We start from the raw sequence: 16,265 nt of genomic DNA on the forward strand, positions 1-16,265 counted from the left end.
CGTCCTTCGCTCATCTGGTCACCCCGCCGGGGTATCCGGTCCGTTCCACCTGACGGTACGGCGCACCGGGCGGTGCGTCGCGTCCGGCTTCCGGCCGGAATTCCGATATCGCCGTCTGGGGCGCTGACATGCCGCTGTTGTTCTGGTTCTCTTTCCAGTTGAAGGCAACCACGCCCGAGCAGATCAGTACCAACAGGCCCAGCACAACGAAGAGCGCGATCAGCAAGGAGCGGTTCCCGGGCGACGGCGGCGGTACGGCCGGACGCCCCGGATACGAGTATGCGGCCTCCGGGCGAGGCCGGACCGGCTGCGGCACCGGGGCCGCGCCGCGGTTGTAGCCGGCGGGCCCGACCGGCGCCGTACCGGCCGGCGGGCGGGCCACCGGCGCGACGGCCGGCGAGTGCGGCGCCACCCGCGCGGCGGCGGGTGGCACCCGGGGCGCGGGCGGCACCGAGGTCGGCCGGGGCGGCATCACCGGCGCGGCCGGCGGCGGCGCGGGACGCTGCGGCGGCACCGGCAGCGATCCGACCGGCCGGCCGGGCTGGTTGGCCATCCCGATCGTGGCGGCGGCCTGCCGGGACACCGCGGCCAGCTCGGCCGCGCTCTGCCAGCGGGCCTTCGGGTCCTTCGCCATCGACCGCTCGACGATCGCCCGGATCGCCGGTGGGATGTCGCCGGGAAGCTGCCGGGGAGTGTCCCGGACGTGCTTCATGGCGATCTCGATCGCACTGTTGCCCTCGAACGGCCGCCGGCCGGCGAGGCACTGGTACGCGACCACGCCGAGCGCGTACACGTCGGAGCAGGCGGTGGCGACCTCGCCGGCGGCCTGCTCCGGCGAGATGTACGACGCGGTGCCGAGTACCGAACCGGCGGCGGTGAGCTGGCCGACCAGGGCCGAGCGGGCGATGCCGAAGTCGGTCAGCACCAGCGTGCCGTTCGGCCGGACCAGCAGGTTGCCCGGCTTCACGTCCCGGTGCACGATGCCCTTGTCGTGCGCGGCCTGCAACGCGTCGGCGGCCTGCGCGACGAGTGCCATGGTGCGGGCCGGGGTGAGCCGGCCGACCCGGCTCAGCGTCCGGGAGAGCGCGTCGCCCTCGACGTACTCCATGACCAGGAAGGCGATCTGCTGGTCACTGCCGTAGTCGTAGACGTCCACCACCCCGGGGTGGTTGATGGTGGCCATCGTCCGGGCCTCGCCCCGGAACCGCTCGGCGAAGCCCGGCTCGTCCAGCAGCGCCGGCAGCAGGATCTTGACCGCCACCGTACGGCCGAGCACCTCGTCGGTGCCCCGCCACACGTCGCCCATGCCGCCACCGGCGATCCGCTCGTCGAGGCGGTACCGGTTACCAAGCAGCACTCCGGGCTTCAGCATGTCAGCGGCCTCCCCGGTCCTGGATGACCGCCCGCATGATCTGCTGGCTGATCCGCGCCGCCTCGCCGCTGCCGCCCGAGCCGGCGTTCTCCAGGAAGACGCAGACCGCCGAGACCGGCTTGCCGGCGCTGTTGATCGCGAACCCGATGAACCAGCCGTGGTCGGCGTTGTCTCCGCCGTTCTCGGCGGTTCCGGTCTTGCCGCCGACCCGGTAGCCGTTGATCCGCGCGTTGGTGCCGGTGCCGTTCTGCACCACGCTGACCATCATCTCTTCGAGCTGGCTGGCCACGTCGGCGCTGATTGGCTCGCGCAGCTCCTTGGGGACCGCGGTGTAGTAGTCGGTGGTGCGGTCCGGGCCGAGCTGCTGCTGCACCAGGTAGGGCCGCATCTGCCGACCGTCGTTGGCGACGGTCGCCGCGATCATCGCGCCCTGGAGTGGGGTCATCCGGACGTTGTTCTGCCCGATCGAGGACTGCGCCACCTGCGGTGGGTCGTCGTTGCCGTCCGGGGTGGCCATCTCGCCGGTACGGCTGGCCGCCGCCTTCTGGCCCGAACCGTTCAGCCGGCCGACGCTCAGCTCGTCGTCCTCGAAGCCGAACTGCCGGGCCTCGTCCTTGAGCTTGGCGGCGCCGAGCTTGACCCCGAGCTGGGCGAAGCCGGTGTTGCAGGACTCGGTCAACGCCTGGGTCAGCGTGACCTGGGCCTCCGGGCAGATGCCCGGCGACGCGTTGCGGATCGGCGCCCCGGCGGTCGGCGCCAGATAGCTCGGGCCGGCCGGAATCCGGGTGCCGGGGTCGTACCCGTTCTCCAGCGCCGCCGCCGCGGTGATCACCTTGAAGGTGGAGCCCGGCGGGAAGGTCTCGGAGAGCGCCCGGTTCTTCAGCGGCCCGTCCTTGGCCGCGTCGAGCTGGTTGTACGCGGCCTCGGCCTTCTTGGTGTCGTGGTCGACCAGCGGGTTCGGATCGAAGCTCGGCATCGAGACGAGCGCCTGGATCGCCCCGGTGGTGGGGTCGAGCGCCACGGCCGCGCCCTTGGTCACGTCGTTGCGGTTGTTGGTCAGCTCGCGGTAGGCGGTCTCCTGCGCCCGGGGCGAGAGGGTGAGCAGGATGTTCCCGCCGGCGGTCTGGTTGCCGGTGAAGAGGTCCCGCACCCGGTCCCCGAAGAGCTGGTCGCTGGTGCCGGCGAGGAACTCGTTCTCGCTCTTCTCGATGCCGGTGTCGGCCAGGTTGACCGGCTTGTAGCCGAGCGCGTGCGCGTACACCTCGCCCTTCGGGTAGGTGCGGAGGAAGTTCAGCTTGCCGCCGGTCTCCTTGCTGGTCGCCAGGGGCGTACCGCCGGCCTCGATGATTCCGCGCTTGCGCTCGTACTCGGCGACCTGGACCCGGCCGTTGTAGTCGCTGTTGCGATATTCGTCGGCCTTGTACGCCTGTACGTAGTTGAGGTTGACGAAGAGCAGGCCGAACAGGACCATCACGACGACGCCCACCTTGCGCAGGGGTGCGTTCACGGTCTGATCACCTCCGTCGTGGCGCCGTGCAACTGTGCCGGTGGACCGGCGGGAACCCCGCTCGGCCGGGCCGGTGACGCGGTGTCAGCCGGCCGGCGCGCGGCGTCGGAGATCCGGAGCAGGGCGGCGACCAGCAGCCAGTTCGCCATCAGCGACGAGCCACCGGCGGAGAGGAACGGCGTGGTCTGGCCGGTGAGCGGGATCAGGCCGCTGACGCCACCGATGATCACGAAGAGCTGGAGGCAGACCGTGAAGGAGAGACCGCCGGCGAGCAGCTTGCCGAACGAGTCACGCACGGCCAGCGCGGCCCGCAGCCCCCGCTCGATGATCAGCAGGTAGACCACCAGCAGGGCGGAGAGCCCGAAGAGGCCGATCTCCTCGCCCAGGCCGGCGAAGACGAAGTCCGTGTGCACCTCGGGAATCTCGGTCGGCTGCCCGGCGCCGGGGCCGGTGCCGAAGAGCCCACCGGTACCCAGGCCGAGCAGCCCTTGCAGGGTCTGCCAACCGCTGCCGTACGGGTCGCCGTACGGGTCGAGCCAGATGTCGACCCGGGTGTAGAAGCTGGCGAACGGGCCCCCGACGGTGCTGCCGAGATACCAGGCGAGCACGGCACCGCCGAAGAAGAGCAGCAGACCGATGATCAGCCAGCTGACCCGTTCGGTGGCGATGTAGAGGGTGACCACGAACATGCCGAAGTAGAGCAGCGAGGTGCCGAGGTCCTTCTGGAAGACCAGCACCGCGAGGCTGATCAGCCAGACCACGATGACCGGACCGAGGTCCCGGCCGCGCGGGAAGTCGATGCCGAGGAAGCGCCGGCTGGCCAGCGAGAGCACCTCGCGCTTGCGGACCAGGTAGTAGGCGAAGAAGACCAGCAGGGCCAGCTTGGCGAACTCGCCGGGCTGGATCGTGAACCCGCCGAAACTGATCCAGAGCTTGGCGTCCGACTGCGGGTTGACCTGCGAGTACTTCGCGGGCAACAGGGCCGGGGTGATCACCAGCACGATGCCGGCCAGCACCAGGGTGTAGGCGTACCGGCTGATCGCCCGGTGGTCCCGGATCAGCACCAGCAGTCCGGCGGCGAGCGCCACCGAGAGCAGCGTCCAGGCGAGCTGCCGTCCGCCGGTGCCGGAGAACATGGTGAGGTCGGCCCGCTCGTCCGGGGTGGCCCTGGCCAGGTCCAGCCGGCGCAGGAAGGCGACGCCGAGGCCGTTGACCAGGGCGACCGCCGGCACGAGTACCGGATCGGCGTACGGCGCCAGGAACCGGACCACCACGTGGATCGCCAGGAAGACGGCGGTGATCGAGGCGATCGGTACCCAGAAGTCGAAGGTCACCGTGTCGAGCAGGTTCGCCTCGGCCGTCGCCGCGTACGCCGCCACGACGACCATGGCGAGCAGCAGCAGCGCCAACTCGGCGTTCCGCCTGGACCTGGCGGCGACTCGGACACGTGGCAACTCGCCCGTGGGTGCGGGCGTCGATGCCGATCCAGGCGGGGCGGTCACGTGAGTTCCCTCGGATCGTCGGAGCTGACGCTCACTCGATCGACCGGCATCCCGCAGGGTCGGTGACCGGCGGGATCGGGTCGGACGGTGGCGCGTCGGGCGTGTCCGCCGGAGTGGCGGTCGCCCGCACGGTCTGGCCGGGGGTAGGAGTGGGTGTGGTCGGGGTCGCCGGGGTGGCGCTCGGCGTGGGGGTGGGGCCGGCCGTGGCGCTCGGCTGGCAGAGCGGCTTCAGGTTGGGGTTGCCGGGATCCTCGTTCGTCAGCTCCGCGAGCCGGCGTTCCGCGTCCGGCTCGTCGTCGGCCTGGATGCCCTGCTTCACCTGCTCCTGGGCGGCGTCGGTCAGGTCGTCCAGCTTCGTCGGGCTGGTCGCGTGCACGTTCGACAGTTCGAGCCCGGCGATCCGGCCCGGAATGCCCTGGAAGACCGCGAGCTGGCCGTCGTCGGTCGCGCCGACGTAGTACTGCCGCTGGGTGTAGTCCCAGCCGAACCAGAGCCCGGCGCCGACCACCCCGAGCAGCGCCACCACGAGTACGGCGGTGCGCAGCGGGTGCCGGCGGGGCCGCTCGGACTCGTCGTCGGCGGAGGACTCGGGCTCGGCCGGCTCCGGACTGGCCGGACGCGGCGGGGAGAGCGCCGAGGCCCGGGCGGCCGGTGTCGAGTCGTCGGCCGAGGTCGCCATGCCCCGGTCCCGGGAGGCCGCGCCGCCGACGATCGGGGCCGCCTCCAGGATGTCCTGGTCGCTGGCGTCCGCGATGATCACGGTGATGTTGTCCGGGCCGCCGCCGCGGAGTGCGAGCTGCACCAGCCGCTCGACGCACGCCTGGGGATCCTTGACGTTGCGCAGCGTCTCCCCGATGGTCTCCGCGCTCACCACGCCGGAGAGACCGTCGCTACAGATCAGGTAGCGGTCGCCGGTGCGCACCTGACGTACGGAGTATTCGGGGTCGATGTCGCGGCCGTCCAGCGCCCGGGTGAGCAGCGACCGCTGCGGGTGGCTGCTCGCCTCCTCCAGGCTGATCCGGCCCTCGTCGACCAGCATCTGGACGTACGTGTCGTCCTTGGTGATCTGGGCGAACTCGCCGTCGCGGAGCAGGTAGGCGCGGGAGTCACCGATGTGCACCATGCCGATCTTGCTGCCCGAGAAGAGCAGGGCGGTGAGCGTGGTGCCCATCCCCTCGAGATGCGGATTGGCGTCCACCGTGTCGCGCAACTGTTGGTTGGCGGTGTCCACGGCCGATCGCAGCGCGTCGACGAGGGCGTCACCCGGGACGTCCTCGTCGAGCGGGGCCATGGCACCGATGACGATGTTGCTGGCGACGTCACCGGCGGCCATCCCGCCCATGCCGTCGGCCACGGCGAGAAGCCGCGGCCCGGCATAGACGGAATCCTGGTTGCCGTCTCGGATCAGCCCGCGGTCGCTGTGCGCCGCGTAACGCAGGGTCAGAGTCATGGCCGTAATTCGAGAGAAGTGCGGCCGATCCGGATCGGCACGCCGAGGGGGACGGGGGTAGGTCCGGTGACCTTAGCGCGATCGAGGTAGGTCCCGTTAGTCGAGCCGAGATCTTCGACGAACCACTTCCCGGACCGGGGCACGAGCCGGGCGTGCCGGGCCGAGGCGTAGTCGTCGGTGATCACCAGCGTCGAATCCTCCGCCCGGCCGATGGTGATCTGTGCTTCGCCGAGCGTGATCCGTGTGCCGGCGAGTTGGCCCCCGGTGACGACCAACTGGTGCGCCGCCCGGCCCCGTTTGACCTTCGCCGGTTTGTTCTGTCCCAGCGCGGCCCCCACCCCGCGCGGCGCGGCGACGAGGCGACTCGACCTCGCGCCTGCGAAGAGGTCCCGACGGATCACCCCGACCACCGTGAAGACGAAGATCCACAGCAGGACGATGAAGCCGATCCGGGCAACGGTGATGACAAATGGGGGCAAGGTGGTTAGCCGTCCACGCGGAAGGTCAGGGTGGTGGTGCCGAGCTGGATCATGTCGCCCGGGTTGAGCGCCACGGCGGAGACCCGCTGCCCGTTGACCATGGTGCCGTTGGTCGACCCGAGGTCGGTCAGCACCACCTGGGCGCCGTCGAAGTCGAGCCGGGCGTGCCGGCGGGAGATGCCGACGTCCGGCAGCCGCAGGTTCGCCTGGTCGCCCCGGCCGATCACGGTCGAGCCCATCTGCAACGGGTAGGTGCGGCCGTCGCCGGAGACCAGCCGGATGTTGCGACCGCCCGCGCCGTGCCCCGGCGGCGGGCCGTAGCCGCCACCCTGGTCGTACGGCGGGTAGCCGCCGGGCTGCTGGTCGTATGGCGAGGAGTGCACCGGCGCCACGTCGCCACCGGTGTAGACCTCGGCGGTGACCCGGAACATCCCCGTGTCGAGGCCGTCCCCGCGCTCGATCTCGACGATGACGTCGCCGTAGACCGTCCACGCCTGCTCGCCGATGAACTCCGCCTGCGACTGGGCCAGCTCCTGGGCCAGCGCGGCGGCGTACGGCGCCAGCCGACTGTGGTCGTACGGTGAGAGATCGATCACGTAGCGGTTGGGTACCAGAGTGCGCCCACCGGCGAGGATCGCCTTGTGCGCCTCTGCCTCCCGCTGCATCGCGTTGAGGATCTCGACGGGGTGCACGACCCCTTTGAACACCTTTGCGAAGGCCCCCTCGACCAGGCCCTCCAGACGCTTCTCAAAGCGTTGCAGCACGCTCACCGGCTCCTCCTCGGGTTCCGAGGACATGATGGTATCCGGCCGCCGCACGTGCGGCTCGCACGCCGCTCGGCCGCCTGCATCCGGCCTCTCCTCAGTGGCCGGGGATAGTCGTGCTACTCTTCCATCCGCTGCGAGCGGTAACGCCCGCAGCGGCAGTAGGGACAGCGTAGTATGTCCCGGCACATGCCGAAGAGTGGGCTCCGGACATGATTGTTATTGTCCTGTGGCGCGCTCGGGGGATGAGTCGGGTTGTCCCGGGCCTTTCGTCGGGAGGGCACGGGGCGACGCGGGTCACGCCTCGCAAGGGGAAGTGGCGGAATGGCAGACGCGCACGGTTCAGGTCCGTGTGCCCGAAAGGGCGTGGGGGTTCAACTCCCCCCTTCCCCACCGCTTCGAGGGGCTCCGTGGTGACACGGGGCCCCTCGTTCATATCGGGGCAAAGGCGCCATCGCGCTATGCTCCGGTGGTTTTCCGACCCGAGGGCAGACCAGGAGTGCGTGTGACAGTCGCGTTGGTGACCGGATCCGGCGGCCTGATCGGCTCGGAGGCGGTCCGGCACTTCGCCGGGCTCGGCCTGGACGTGGTCGGAATCGACAACGACATGCGGCGGCGCTTCTTCGGTGCCGAGGCCTCCACCGCGTGGAACGTGCTGCGGCTCACCAGTGACCTCGGTGACGCGTACACCCACCACGACGTCGACATCCGCGACCGGGACGCGCTGGCGGGGATCTTCCGGCGGTACGGCCGGGACATCGGCGTGGTGATCCACACCGCCGCGCAGCCCTCGCACGACTGGGCCCTGCGCGACCCGTTCACCGACTTCGACGTGAACGCGGGCGGCACGCTCAACGTCCTGCAGAACGTCCGCGAGCACTGCATCGACGCGCCGGTCATCCACTGCTCCACCAACAAGGTCTACGGCGACCGGCCGAACAGTCTCCCGCTGATCGAGCAGGAGACCCGCTGGGAGCTCGCGGCCGACCACCCGTACTTCGACGGCATCAAGGAGGACATGTCGATCGACGGCTCGCTGCACTCGGTCTTCGGTGCCTCCAAGGTCGCCGCCGACGTGATGGTGCAGGAGTACGGCCGCTACTTCGGCATGAAGACCGCCTGCTTCCGGGGCGGCACGCTGACCGGCCCGGCGCACTCCGCCACCGAGCTGCACGGCTACCTCGGCTACGTGATGCGCTGCAACATGGAGCGCCGGACATACAAGATCTTCGGGTACAAGGGCAAGATGGTCCGGGACGCGATCCACAGCCACGACGTGGTCGCCGCCTTCGAGGCGTTCTTCCGGGAGCCCCGCTCGGCGGCGGTCTACAACCTCGGTGGCGGGCGGCACTCGAACTGCTCGCACCTGGAGGCGTTCGCGCTGGCCGAGCAGATCACCGGGCAGGAGATGGTCACCGAATACCACGAGGCGAACCGGGTCGGCGACCACCAGTGGTGGATCGGCTCGAACGCCGCCTTCCAGCGCGACTACCCGCACTGGAAGCAGATCTACGACGTGCCGATGATCCTCCAGGAGATCTACGCCGCCAACGTCGACAAGTGGATACCGCAGGGCGGGGAGAAGGCGTGATCTCGCGGGGTAAGCGGAACGTGCTCGGCGTACTGGTCGACGCGGTCGACTACGAGGCCGCGACCGAGCAGGTGGTGGCCGCCGGGCGGGAACGCCGGCCGATGGCGCTGACCGCGCTGGCCGTGCACGGCGTGATGACCGGGGTGCTCGACCCGGCGCACAACGCCCGGCTCAACGCCTTCGACGTGGTCACCCCGGACGGGCAGCCCGTGCGGTGGGCGCTCAACCTGCTGCACCGCGCCGCCCTGGCCGAACGGGTCTACGGCCCCGACCTGACGCTGAGCGTGCTGGCCAGGTTCGCCGACGAGGGGATGCCGGTCTATCTCTACGGTTCCACCGACGCCACCCTGGCCCGGCTGATCCCGGAGCTGGAGCGGATGTTCCCGGCGCTGAAGATCGCCGGGGTGGAGTCGTCGAAGTTCCGGCCGGCCCGACCGGGCGAGGACGCCGAGATCGCCGACCGGATCCGTGCCTCCGGGGCCCGGCTCGTGCTGGTCGGGCTCGGCTGCCCCCGGCAGGAGGTCTTCGCGTACGCGATGCGGCCGCTGCTCGACATGCCGCTGATGGCGGTCGGGGCGGCCTTCGACTACCACGCCGGTCTGCTCCGCAAGCCTCCACCGTGGATGCAGCGGGTGGGCCTGGAGTGGCTGTGGCGGTTCGGGCTGGAGCCGAAGCGCCTCTTCCACCGGTACATGGTGCTCAACCCGGCGTACGTGGCCCGGCTGACCGCGCAGCGGCTCGGCATCTGGAAGGCCACCCCGCCGGCTCCGGCGAACGACCGCCCCGCCACCTTCGCGGTCTGACCGGCCCGTACCCGGCCGGGTAGGGCGGGCCCCTACCCGGGAAAGGCCGGCCGCCGGGAGTGTTTCGGGGTGCCCGGTCCGATTGACTCGCTGCCATGGACGCGGTGCGGCTGGCGGAGGTCAGCAGAGGGTACGGTTCGGGCGAAGGCGCGGTGACCGCGCTGGACCGGGTGACCCTGGGCTTCGCCAGCGGCACCTTCACGGCGGTGATGGGTCCGTCGGGTTCCGGCAAGAGCACGCTGTTGCGGTGCGCGGCCGGCCTGGACCGGCCGACCGCCGGCAGCGTCACGATCGGCGACGTCGACCTGGGCGGGCTCTCCGAGACCCGGCTGACACTGCTGCGCCGGGACACCATCGGCTTCGTCTTCCAGTCCTTCAACCTGCTGCCCGCGCTCACCGCCGAGCAGAACGTGGCACTGCCGCTGCGGCTGGCCGGGCGTCGGCCGCACCGGGGCGACGTCCGGGCCGCACTCGCCGCGGTGGGGCTGGCCGGACGGTCCGGGCACCGGCCGGCCCAGCTCTCCGGGGGACAGCAGCAGCGGGTGGCGATCGCCCGTGCGCTGATCACCCGGCCCCGGGCGGGCCGGGTCGCGCCGTGCTGACGCTCGCCGGCCAGACGTTCCGGAGCCGCTGGACCGCGTTCGTGGGTACCTTCGTCGCGCTCTGTCTCGGCGTCTGCCTGCTCGCCACCACCGGGCTGGCCCTGGCGTCCAGCGTCGGCGGGACGGACCGGGCCAGCCGGTGGTACCGGAACGCCGACGTGGTGGTGGCCGGAGCGGATTCGGTCAGCGTCAGCACGGGTACCGGCGACGAGCGGTACACCTCGACCACGGACACCCGGCATTCCCGGCCGGTACCGGCGGAGTTGGCGGCCCGGCTGGGCACCGTGCCGGGGGTCGCGGTGGCGGTACCCGACCGTCAGGTCCCGGTCGACCTGGCCGGTACGCCCGGGATCGTCCGCCCCTGGTCCGCCTCGGCACTGGGCGGGTACGGCGCACTGGTGGGTGAGCCGCCCACCGTGGACGGTGAGCTGGTCTCCACCTCGCCGCCGCGCCCGGTTCCGGGTCCTCACCGGTGACTACCGGCGGGCGGCCGAGCCGGATCCGGACGACGACGCGCTGGCCCTCGCGGCGTCGTTGCTGGGTACCACCGCCGGGGTGGCCACCTTCGTCTCGGTCTTCGTGGTCGCGGGTACCTTCTCGTTCGCGGTCGCCCAGCGTCGGCGCGAGTTCGCCCTGCCTGGTCGCCCTGCTCGGTGCCGGGGTGGCGGCCCGGCGGGCGGCCCGGGTACGCCCGGTCGAGGCGCTGCGCGAGGCGTCGGTCGACACCCGGGTGATGGGCTGGGGACGGTGGCTCTTCGGACTGCTCTTCCTCGGCGGCGCCGTGCTGCTGCTCGCCGCGCTGCCGGAGATCGGGGTCTCGGACGGCCTGGCCATGGTGATGCTGGTCGCCCAGCTTGCCCTGGTCGCCGCCGGGCTGCTCGCGCCGGTGCTGATCCGGGTGCTGGTGCCGCTGCTCGGTGCTCCGCTGCGCGGGCAGACCGGTGCGATCGCTCGGGCGAGCGCGCTGAGCGCGCTGCGCCGCACCTCCGCCACCGCCGCGCCGATCCTGGTCACCGTCGGCATCGCGGCCACCACGCTGCCGCTGACCGCGACGCTCTGGCAGGCGGAGCAGAGCGCCGCCCGGGAGCGGGTCACCGCGAGCGCGGTGGCGACCGCGAGCGGTCCGGTGGGGTTGGCCGAGCCGACGGTCGCGGCGCTCGGCCGGGTCGCCGGGGTGCGCGCCGCCGTGCCGAGCCGGCAGACCGAGGTGTACGTGCGCAGCGACGACTACCCGGAGGAGTACTCGGCCCGGTACGTCGGTGCGGGGCTGGACCGGGTGCTGCGGCTGCCGGTGGTGGCCGGTTCGCTCGACGGGTTGACCGGTACCGACACGGTGGCGGTGAGCCGGTCGATGGGCTGGCGGGTCGGTGAGCGGGTCCAGATGTGGCTCGCCGACACGACGAAGGTGCGGCTGCGGGTGGTGGCCGTACTCGACGACTCGCTCGACCTGGACCGGACCCTGCTGCTTCCCTGGGAGCTGGGTCGGGCGCACCAGCCCGGTGGTGCCGACGTCGTCTATCTGGACGGCGGTGACCCGGCGGCGCTCGACGCGGCGGCCGTTGCCGGCGGTGGGCGGGTGCTGCCGACCGCCGAGCACCTGGTGGCGGGGGACGCGGTGCAGTACGAGCAGAACCGGGTGGCCCTGCTGGCGGTGCTCGGGATGGCGCTGCTCTACACCGGCATCGCGGTCGCGAACACGCTGGTGATGGCGACCAACGACCGGCGCCGGGAGCTGGCGGTGCTGCGGTTGACCGGGGCGACTCCCGGGCAGGTGCTGCGGATGGTCGGCCTGGAGGCGGTGCTGGTCGGGCTGGCCGGCACGGCGCTGGCCGGGCTGGTGGCCGCCGCGATGCTGGCGGGGCTGCGGGCCCGGTTGGCCGAGCTGGTGGCGCAGCCGCAGATCAGCGTGCCGTGGACGCCGATCGCGCTGATCGCGGCGGGCTGCCTGCTCGCCGCGGTACTGGCCAGCCTGGTGCCGACGGCGCTGGCGCTGCGTACCCCGGCCGCCCAGCTCGCGGGGATGCGGGAGTAGGTGTGGTGGCCCCCTGTTGCTCGGGATAGCGCTTTCCTATGCTGGGCCGATGATGAGGATCGACCAGGGCCTTACCCCGTCCGCGCTGCTACCCAAGATCGAACGACTCTGGGAGGCCTCCGCCCAGAAGATCGACTCGATCGAGAAGACCTGCCCGCCCGGCGCCGCCTCGCCGGTCTTCACCGTCGACGGGCAGTACACCGCGCGGGGCTGGACCGAGTGGACCCAGGGCTTCCAGTACGGCGCCGCGCTGCTCCAGTTCGACGCCACCGGCGAGCGGCGGTTCCTCGACTCCGGCCGGGAGCAGACCGTGGCGGTGATGGCCAGCCACGTCAGCCACATCGGCGTACACGACCACGGGTTCAACAACGTCAGCACGTACGGGAACCTGTGGCGGCTGATGAACGAGGGGCGGATCCCGGCCGACCGCGCCGAGCGGGACTTCTACGAGCTGGCGCTCAAGCTGACCGGCGCGGTGCAGGCCGCCCGCTGGCGTACCACGGCGGACGGCACCGGCTACGTCTACTCGTTCAACGGGCCGCAGTCGCTCTTCGTCGACACCATCCGGTCCTGCCGGGCGCTCGCCGTGTCACACCTGCTCGGGCACGTGCTGATGGGCGAGCGGGACGAGCGGATCTCGCTGCTGCGCCGGCTGGTCGAGCACGCCGGGAACACCGCCCGGTGGAACGTCTACTACGGCGAGGGCCGGGACAGCTACGACATCCTCGGCCGGACCGCGCACGAGTCGATCTTCAACGTGAACGACGGAAGCTACCGCTGCCCCAGCACCCAGCAGGGGTACTCGCCGTTCAGCACCTGGACCCGGGGGCTGGCCTGGGCGATGCTCGGCTTCCCGGAGCAGCTCGAATTCCTCGCGACCGTGCCCGACGACGAGCTGGCCCCGTACGGCGGCCGGGCCGAGATCGAGGCGACGATGCTGCGGGCCGCCACCGCCACCTGCGACTTCTACCTGGCGCACACCCCCACCGACGGCGTGCCGTACTGGGACACCGGCGCACCCGGCCTGGTCCAGCTCGGCGACTACCTGGACCGGCCGGCCGACCCGTACAACGCGCACGAGCCGGTGGACTCCTCGGCGGCGGCGATCGGGGCGCAGGGGCTGCTCCGGCTCGGCCGCCATCTGGAGCGGGCCGGCCGGACCGAGGAGGGCCGGAAGTACTGGCAGGCCGGGCTGACCGTCGCCGACACGCTCTTCGGCGAGCCGTACCTGAGCACCGACGCCCGGCACCAGGGCCTGCTGCTGCACTCGGTCTACCACCGGCCGAACGGCTGGGACCACGTACCGGCCGGGCAGCGGGTGCCGAACGGCGAGTCGAGCATGTGGGGCGACTACCACGCCCGGGAGCTGGCCCTCTATCTCCAGCGGGTCGCCCGGGACGAGCCGTACTACACCTTCTTCGGCCCGGTGCGCGGCGAGGTGGCGGCGTGAGCGGACGTCCGGTGGCGGTGGTGACCGGCGGGTCGCGGGGGATCGGCCGCGGCGTGGTCCTGGCGCTGGCCGGTGCCGGCTACGACGTGGTGGTCAACTACGCCAGCAACGCCGACGCGGCGGCGGAGGTCGGCAAGGAGGTCGAGGCCCGGGGCGGTCGGGCCCACCTGGTCCGGGCCGACGTCTCCCGGGCCGAGGACCGGCGGCACCTGGTCGACGAGACGACGGCGGCGTTCGGCCGGCTCGACCTGCTGGTCAGCAACGCCGGGGTGGCGCCGAGCGTCCGGGCGGACCTGCTGGAGGCCGGGGAGGAGTCCTTCGACCGGCTGGTCGACATCAACCTCAAGGGGCCGTACTTCCTGATCCAGCTCGTCGCCAACACCATGATCGCGCAGCAGGCCGCCGGCCGGGTGGAACGGCCGAAGATCGTGGTGATCTCGTCGATCAGCGCGTACACGGCGAGCGTGAACCGGGGCGACTACTGCGTCACCAAGGCCGGACTGGCGATGACCGCCCAGCTCTACGCCGCCCGGCTGGCCGAGCACGGGATCAACGTCTACGAGATCCGGCCCGGCGTGATCGAGACCGACATGACCGGCCCGGTCAAGGCCCGGTACGACGATCTGATCTTCAACCAGGGCCTGACCCCGATCCGGCGCTGGGGGCAGCCCGACGACGTCGGCCGGGCCGTCGTGGCGGTCGCCACCGACCTGCTGCCGTTCAGCACCGGCCAGGTGATCGACGTGGACGGCGGTTTCCACCTGCGTACCCTCTAGCCGCCCCGACGACGAAGCGGGCCCCCTCCCAGACTGGGAGGGGGCCCGCTCGCGGTGGGTCAGCGCACTAGAGGGTCAGGGTCCAGGCGTTGATGTAGCCGGTGTCCCCGGAGTAGACGTCCCGCACCTGCAACCGCCAGAGACCGTTGGCGGTCTCGGCGGAGAGGTTGACGGTGTACGTCGCGTTCACGTTGTCGGCACCGTCGACGATGCTGCTGTTCTTCAGCCGGTAGCCGCTGCCGTCCGGAGCGATCAGGTCGACGACCAGGTCACCCCGGTAGGTGTGCACGATCTCCACGGCCACCGTGGAGGTGTTGGAGGCGCTCCGGTTGCAGCCGGAGATGGTGATCCCGCTCGTCACGTTGACGTTGGTGTCCGGGATGGCCACGTCGGCCGCGTTGCTGGCCGTGCAGCCGGTGCTGCTACCGGTCACCGTCAGCGTGAACGGGGTGCTCCGGGTGGCCGACGTCCCGCTGCCGGTGATGGTCAGCTGGTACGTCCCCGGCGGGGTGGCGGCGGAGGTGGCGATGGTCAGCGTGGCCGAGCCGCCCGAGGTGACCGTGGCCGGGCTGAACGTGGCGGTGGCGCCGCTCGGCAGGCCGCTCGCCGAGAAGGTCACCGACTGCGCCGAGCCGGCCGTGGTGGCGGTGGCGACGGTGGCCGACACCGAGCCGCCCGGCGTCGTCGACCCGGTGCCCGGCGAGACCGAGACCGAGAAGTCGTTGGCCGGCGCCTCGTTGACCACGTAGAGCAGCCGGTTCGGGGTGCCGGTGCCCACGTTGGTCACCACGTTGGGGGTCGAGTTGTTCACCAGGTAGTCGCGGACCTGCTGCGGCGACCAGGTCGGGTTGGTGGAGAGCACCATCGCCGCCGCGCCGGCCACGTGCGGCGACGCCATCGAGGTACCGCTGATGGTGTTGGTCGCGGTGTTGCTGTTGTACCAGGCGGAGGTGATGCCGACACCCGGCGCCAGGATGTCGACGCAGGTGCCGTAGTTGGAGAAGCTCGCCGCCGCGTCGTTGCTCTGGGTGGCGCCGACCGTGATGGCGTTCGGCACCCGGGCCGGGGAGTAGTTGCAGGCGTCCTGCCGCACGCCGAGCGTGTTGCCGTTGCCGGCCGCGACCACGTAGGTGATGCCGGCGTTGATGGAGTTGTTGACCGCGGTGTCGATCGCGCTGTCCGCCGAGCCGCCGAGGCTCATGTTGGCCACCGCCGGGCGTACCGCGTTCGCGGTGACCCAGTCCATCCCGGCGACCACCTGGGCGGTGGTCCCGTTGCCGGAGCAGTTCAGCACGCGTACGCCGTAGATCCGGGCCGCCTTGGCCACCCCGTACGAGGTGCCGCCGACCGTACCGGCGACGTGCGTGCCGTGCCCGTGGCAGTCGTCGGCCGTGCCGCCGTCGATCGCGTCGTACCCGCTCACCGCCCGGCCGCCGAAGTCGTTGTGGCTGAACCGGATACCGGTGTCGATGACGTACGCGTTCACGTTCGACGCCGTGTTCGGGTACGTGTACGAGCTGTTCAGCGGCAGGTTCCGCTGGTCGGTCCGGTCGAGGCCCCAGGACGGGGGGTTCGGCTGCGTACCGCTGACCTGGAACGTCTTGTTCTGCTCGACGTACGCCACGCTCGGGTCGGCGGCGATCCGCCGCGCGGCCTGCGCGGAGGCGCTGATCTCGAAGCCCCGCAGCGCGGCGCTGTAGGTGCGGCCGACCTTGCCGCCGTGCTTGCCGATCAGGCTCCGGGCCGTCGTCGACACGTTGGTCCGGGCGACGGCGGTGTCCTTGAACACCACGATGTAGCTGTCGGCGACGGCGTTCGCGCTGCCGACACCCCGGACCGGCGCTTCCGGTGGAGCCGCGACGGCCGGTACGGCGGCAGCGGCAATCATGGCCAGAGTGGACACTCCGACGACAACGGACCTACGAGGGAGACTCATC

General features: G+C 71.5%; 13 protein-coding genes, 1 tRNA gene and 1 pseudogene. 8 read left to right on the plus strand and 7 right to left on the minus strand.

The window, feature by feature from the left end; translation table 11 throughout:
• Positions 1 to 10: 10 nt before the first annotated feature.
• The 6 genes from C6361_RS17215 to C6361_RS17240 form a co-directional block, all read right to left on the minus strand.
• Entirely contained in the window at positions 11 to 1,372 is a 1,362-nt protein-coding gene (locus C6361_RS17215) for a serine/threonine-protein kinase (protein WP_107263170.1), read from the minus strand.
• A gap of 1 nt (position 1,373) precedes the next feature.
• Entirely contained in the window at positions 1,374 to 2,879 is a 1,506-nt protein-coding gene (locus C6361_RS17220; protein WP_107268341.1) for a penicillin-binding protein 2, read from the minus strand.
• On the minus strand, positions 2,876 to 4,267 hold the full coding sequence (locus tag C6361_RS17225; protein WP_107271003.1) for an FtsW/RodA/SpoVE family cell cycle protein: 1,392 nt from the start codon (positions 4,265 to 4,267) through the stop codon (positions 2,876 to 2,878). The genes C6361_RS17220 and C6361_RS17225 overlap by 4 nt, the downstream gene beginning before the upstream one ends.
• Before the next feature lie 145 nt (positions 4,268 to 4,412).
• The gene (locus C6361_RS17230) at positions 4,413 to 5,831 is read right to left on the minus strand and encodes a PP2C family serine/threonine-protein phosphatase (protein ID WP_107268342.1); all 1,419 of its coding nucleotides are present in this window, start codon (positions 5,829 to 5,831) and stop codon (positions 4,413 to 4,415) included.
• The gene (locus C6361_RS17235) at positions 5,828 to 6,310 is read right to left on the minus strand and encodes an FHA domain-containing protein (RefSeq protein ID WP_107268343.1); all 483 of its coding nucleotides are present in this window, start codon (positions 6,308 to 6,310) and stop codon (positions 5,828 to 5,830) included. Before C6361_RS17235 ends, C6361_RS17230 begins: the two co-directional genes overlap by 4 nt.
• Before the next feature lie 5 nt (positions 6,311 to 6,315).
• Positions 6,316 to 7,107, minus strand: a complete 792-nt coding sequence (locus tag C6361_RS17240) for a DUF3662 and FHA domain-containing protein (RefSeq protein ID WP_101371703.1) — start codon at positions 7,105 to 7,107, stop codon at positions 6,316 to 6,318.
• A 277-nt stretch (positions 7,108 to 7,384) separates the two neighbouring features.
• On the opposite strand from C6361_RS17240, the gene C6361_RS17245 reads away from it, so the two are divergent.
• The 8 genes and pseudogenes from C6361_RS17245 (at position 7,385) to C6361_RS17275 (ending at position 14,328) form a co-directional block, all read left to right on the plus strand.
• Positions 7,385 to 7,467 (plus strand) — tRNA-Leu (locus C6361_RS17245).
• Positions 7,468 to 7,579: 112 nt separating this feature from the next.
• A complete protein-coding gene (locus C6361_RS17250; RefSeq protein ID WP_107263175.1) occupies positions 7,580 to 8,665 on the plus strand; it encodes an NAD-dependent epimerase/dehydratase family protein in 1,086 nt (361 codons plus the stop codon).
• The gene (locus tag C6361_RS17255; protein ID WP_107263176.1) at positions 8,662 to 9,468 is read left to right on the plus strand and encodes a WecB/TagA/CpsF family glycosyltransferase; all 807 of its coding nucleotides are present in this window, start codon (positions 8,662 to 8,664) and stop codon (positions 9,466 to 9,468) included. Before C6361_RS17250 ends, C6361_RS17255 begins: the two co-directional genes overlap by 4 nt.
• A 95-nt stretch (positions 9,469 to 9,563) precedes the next feature.
• Positions 9,564 to 10,043, plus strand: a pseudogene (locus C6361_RS17260) (ABC transporter ATP-binding protein); the annotation flags it as partial.
• Positions 10,044 to 10,063: 20 nt separating this feature from the next.
• Complete coding sequence (locus tag C6361_RS37640; protein WP_199853376.1) at positions 10,064 to 10,546, plus strand: hypothetical protein; 483 nt, start codon at positions 10,064 to 10,066, stop codon at positions 10,544 to 10,546.
• Positions 10,547 to 10,731: 185 nt separating this feature from the next.
• Positions 10,732 to 12,102: an ABC transporter permease gene (locus tag C6361_RS17265; protein WP_199853377.1), complete on the plus strand. Its 1,371-nt coding sequence runs from the start codon at positions 10,732 to 10,734 to the stop codon at positions 12,100 to 12,102.
• 49 nt (positions 12,103 to 12,151) lie between these two features.
• Positions 12,152 to 13,552: a hypothetical protein gene (locus tag C6361_RS17270; RefSeq protein ID WP_199853378.1), complete on the plus strand. Its 1,401-nt coding sequence runs from the start codon at positions 12,152 to 12,154 to the stop codon at positions 13,550 to 13,552.
• On the plus strand, positions 13,549 to 14,328 hold the full coding sequence (locus tag C6361_RS17275) for a 3-ketoacyl-ACP reductase (RefSeq protein WP_107268346.1): 780 nt from the start codon (positions 13,549 to 13,551) through the stop codon (positions 14,326 to 14,328). The genes C6361_RS17270 and C6361_RS17275 overlap by 4 nt, the downstream gene beginning before the upstream one ends.
• 67 nt (positions 14,329 to 14,395) lie before the next feature.
• Here C6361_RS17275 and C6361_RS17280 read toward each other — a convergent pair whose 3' ends face one another.
• Positions 14,396 to 16,264, minus strand: coding sequence for a S8 family peptidase (locus tag C6361_RS17280; RefSeq protein WP_107268347.1), 1,869 nt, complete (start codon positions 16,262 to 16,264; stop codon positions 14,396 to 14,398).
• Between the last annotated feature and the right edge of the window lies 1 nt (position 16,265).

This window comes from Plantactinospora sp. BC1, assembly GCF_003030345.1.
In the GTDB taxonomy this organism is placed as follows: Bacteria; Actinomycetota; Actinomycetes; order Mycobacteriales; family Micromonosporaceae; genus Plantactinospora.

Bases quoted from the DNA above. Each gene is read 5' to 3' on its own strand.
- C6361_RS17215 (WP_107263170.1), bottom strand. From the start codon at position 1,372: ATGCTGAAGCCCGGAGTGCTGCTTGGTAACCGGTACCGCCTCGACGAG.
- C6361_RS17225 (WP_107271003.1), bottom strand. From the start codon at position 4,267: ATGGTCGTCGTGGCGGCGTACGCGGCGACGGCCGAGGCGAACCTGCTC.
- C6361_RS17230 (WP_107268342.1), bottom strand. From the start codon at position 5,831: ATGACTCTGACCCTGCGTTACGCGGCGCACAGCGACCGCGGGCTGATC.
- C6361_RS17240 (WP_101371703.1), bottom strand. From the start codon at position 7,107: ATGTCCTCGGAACCCGAGGAGGAGCCGGTGAGCGTGCTGCAACGCTTT.
- C6361_RS17270 (WP_199853378.1), top strand. From the start codon at position 12,152: ATGATGAGGATCGACCAGGGCCTTACCCCGTCCGCGCTGCTACCCAAG.
- C6361_RS17280 (WP_107268347.1), bottom strand. From the start codon at position 16,264: ATGAGTCTCCCTCGTAGGTCCGTTGTCGTCGGAGTGTCCACTCTGGCC.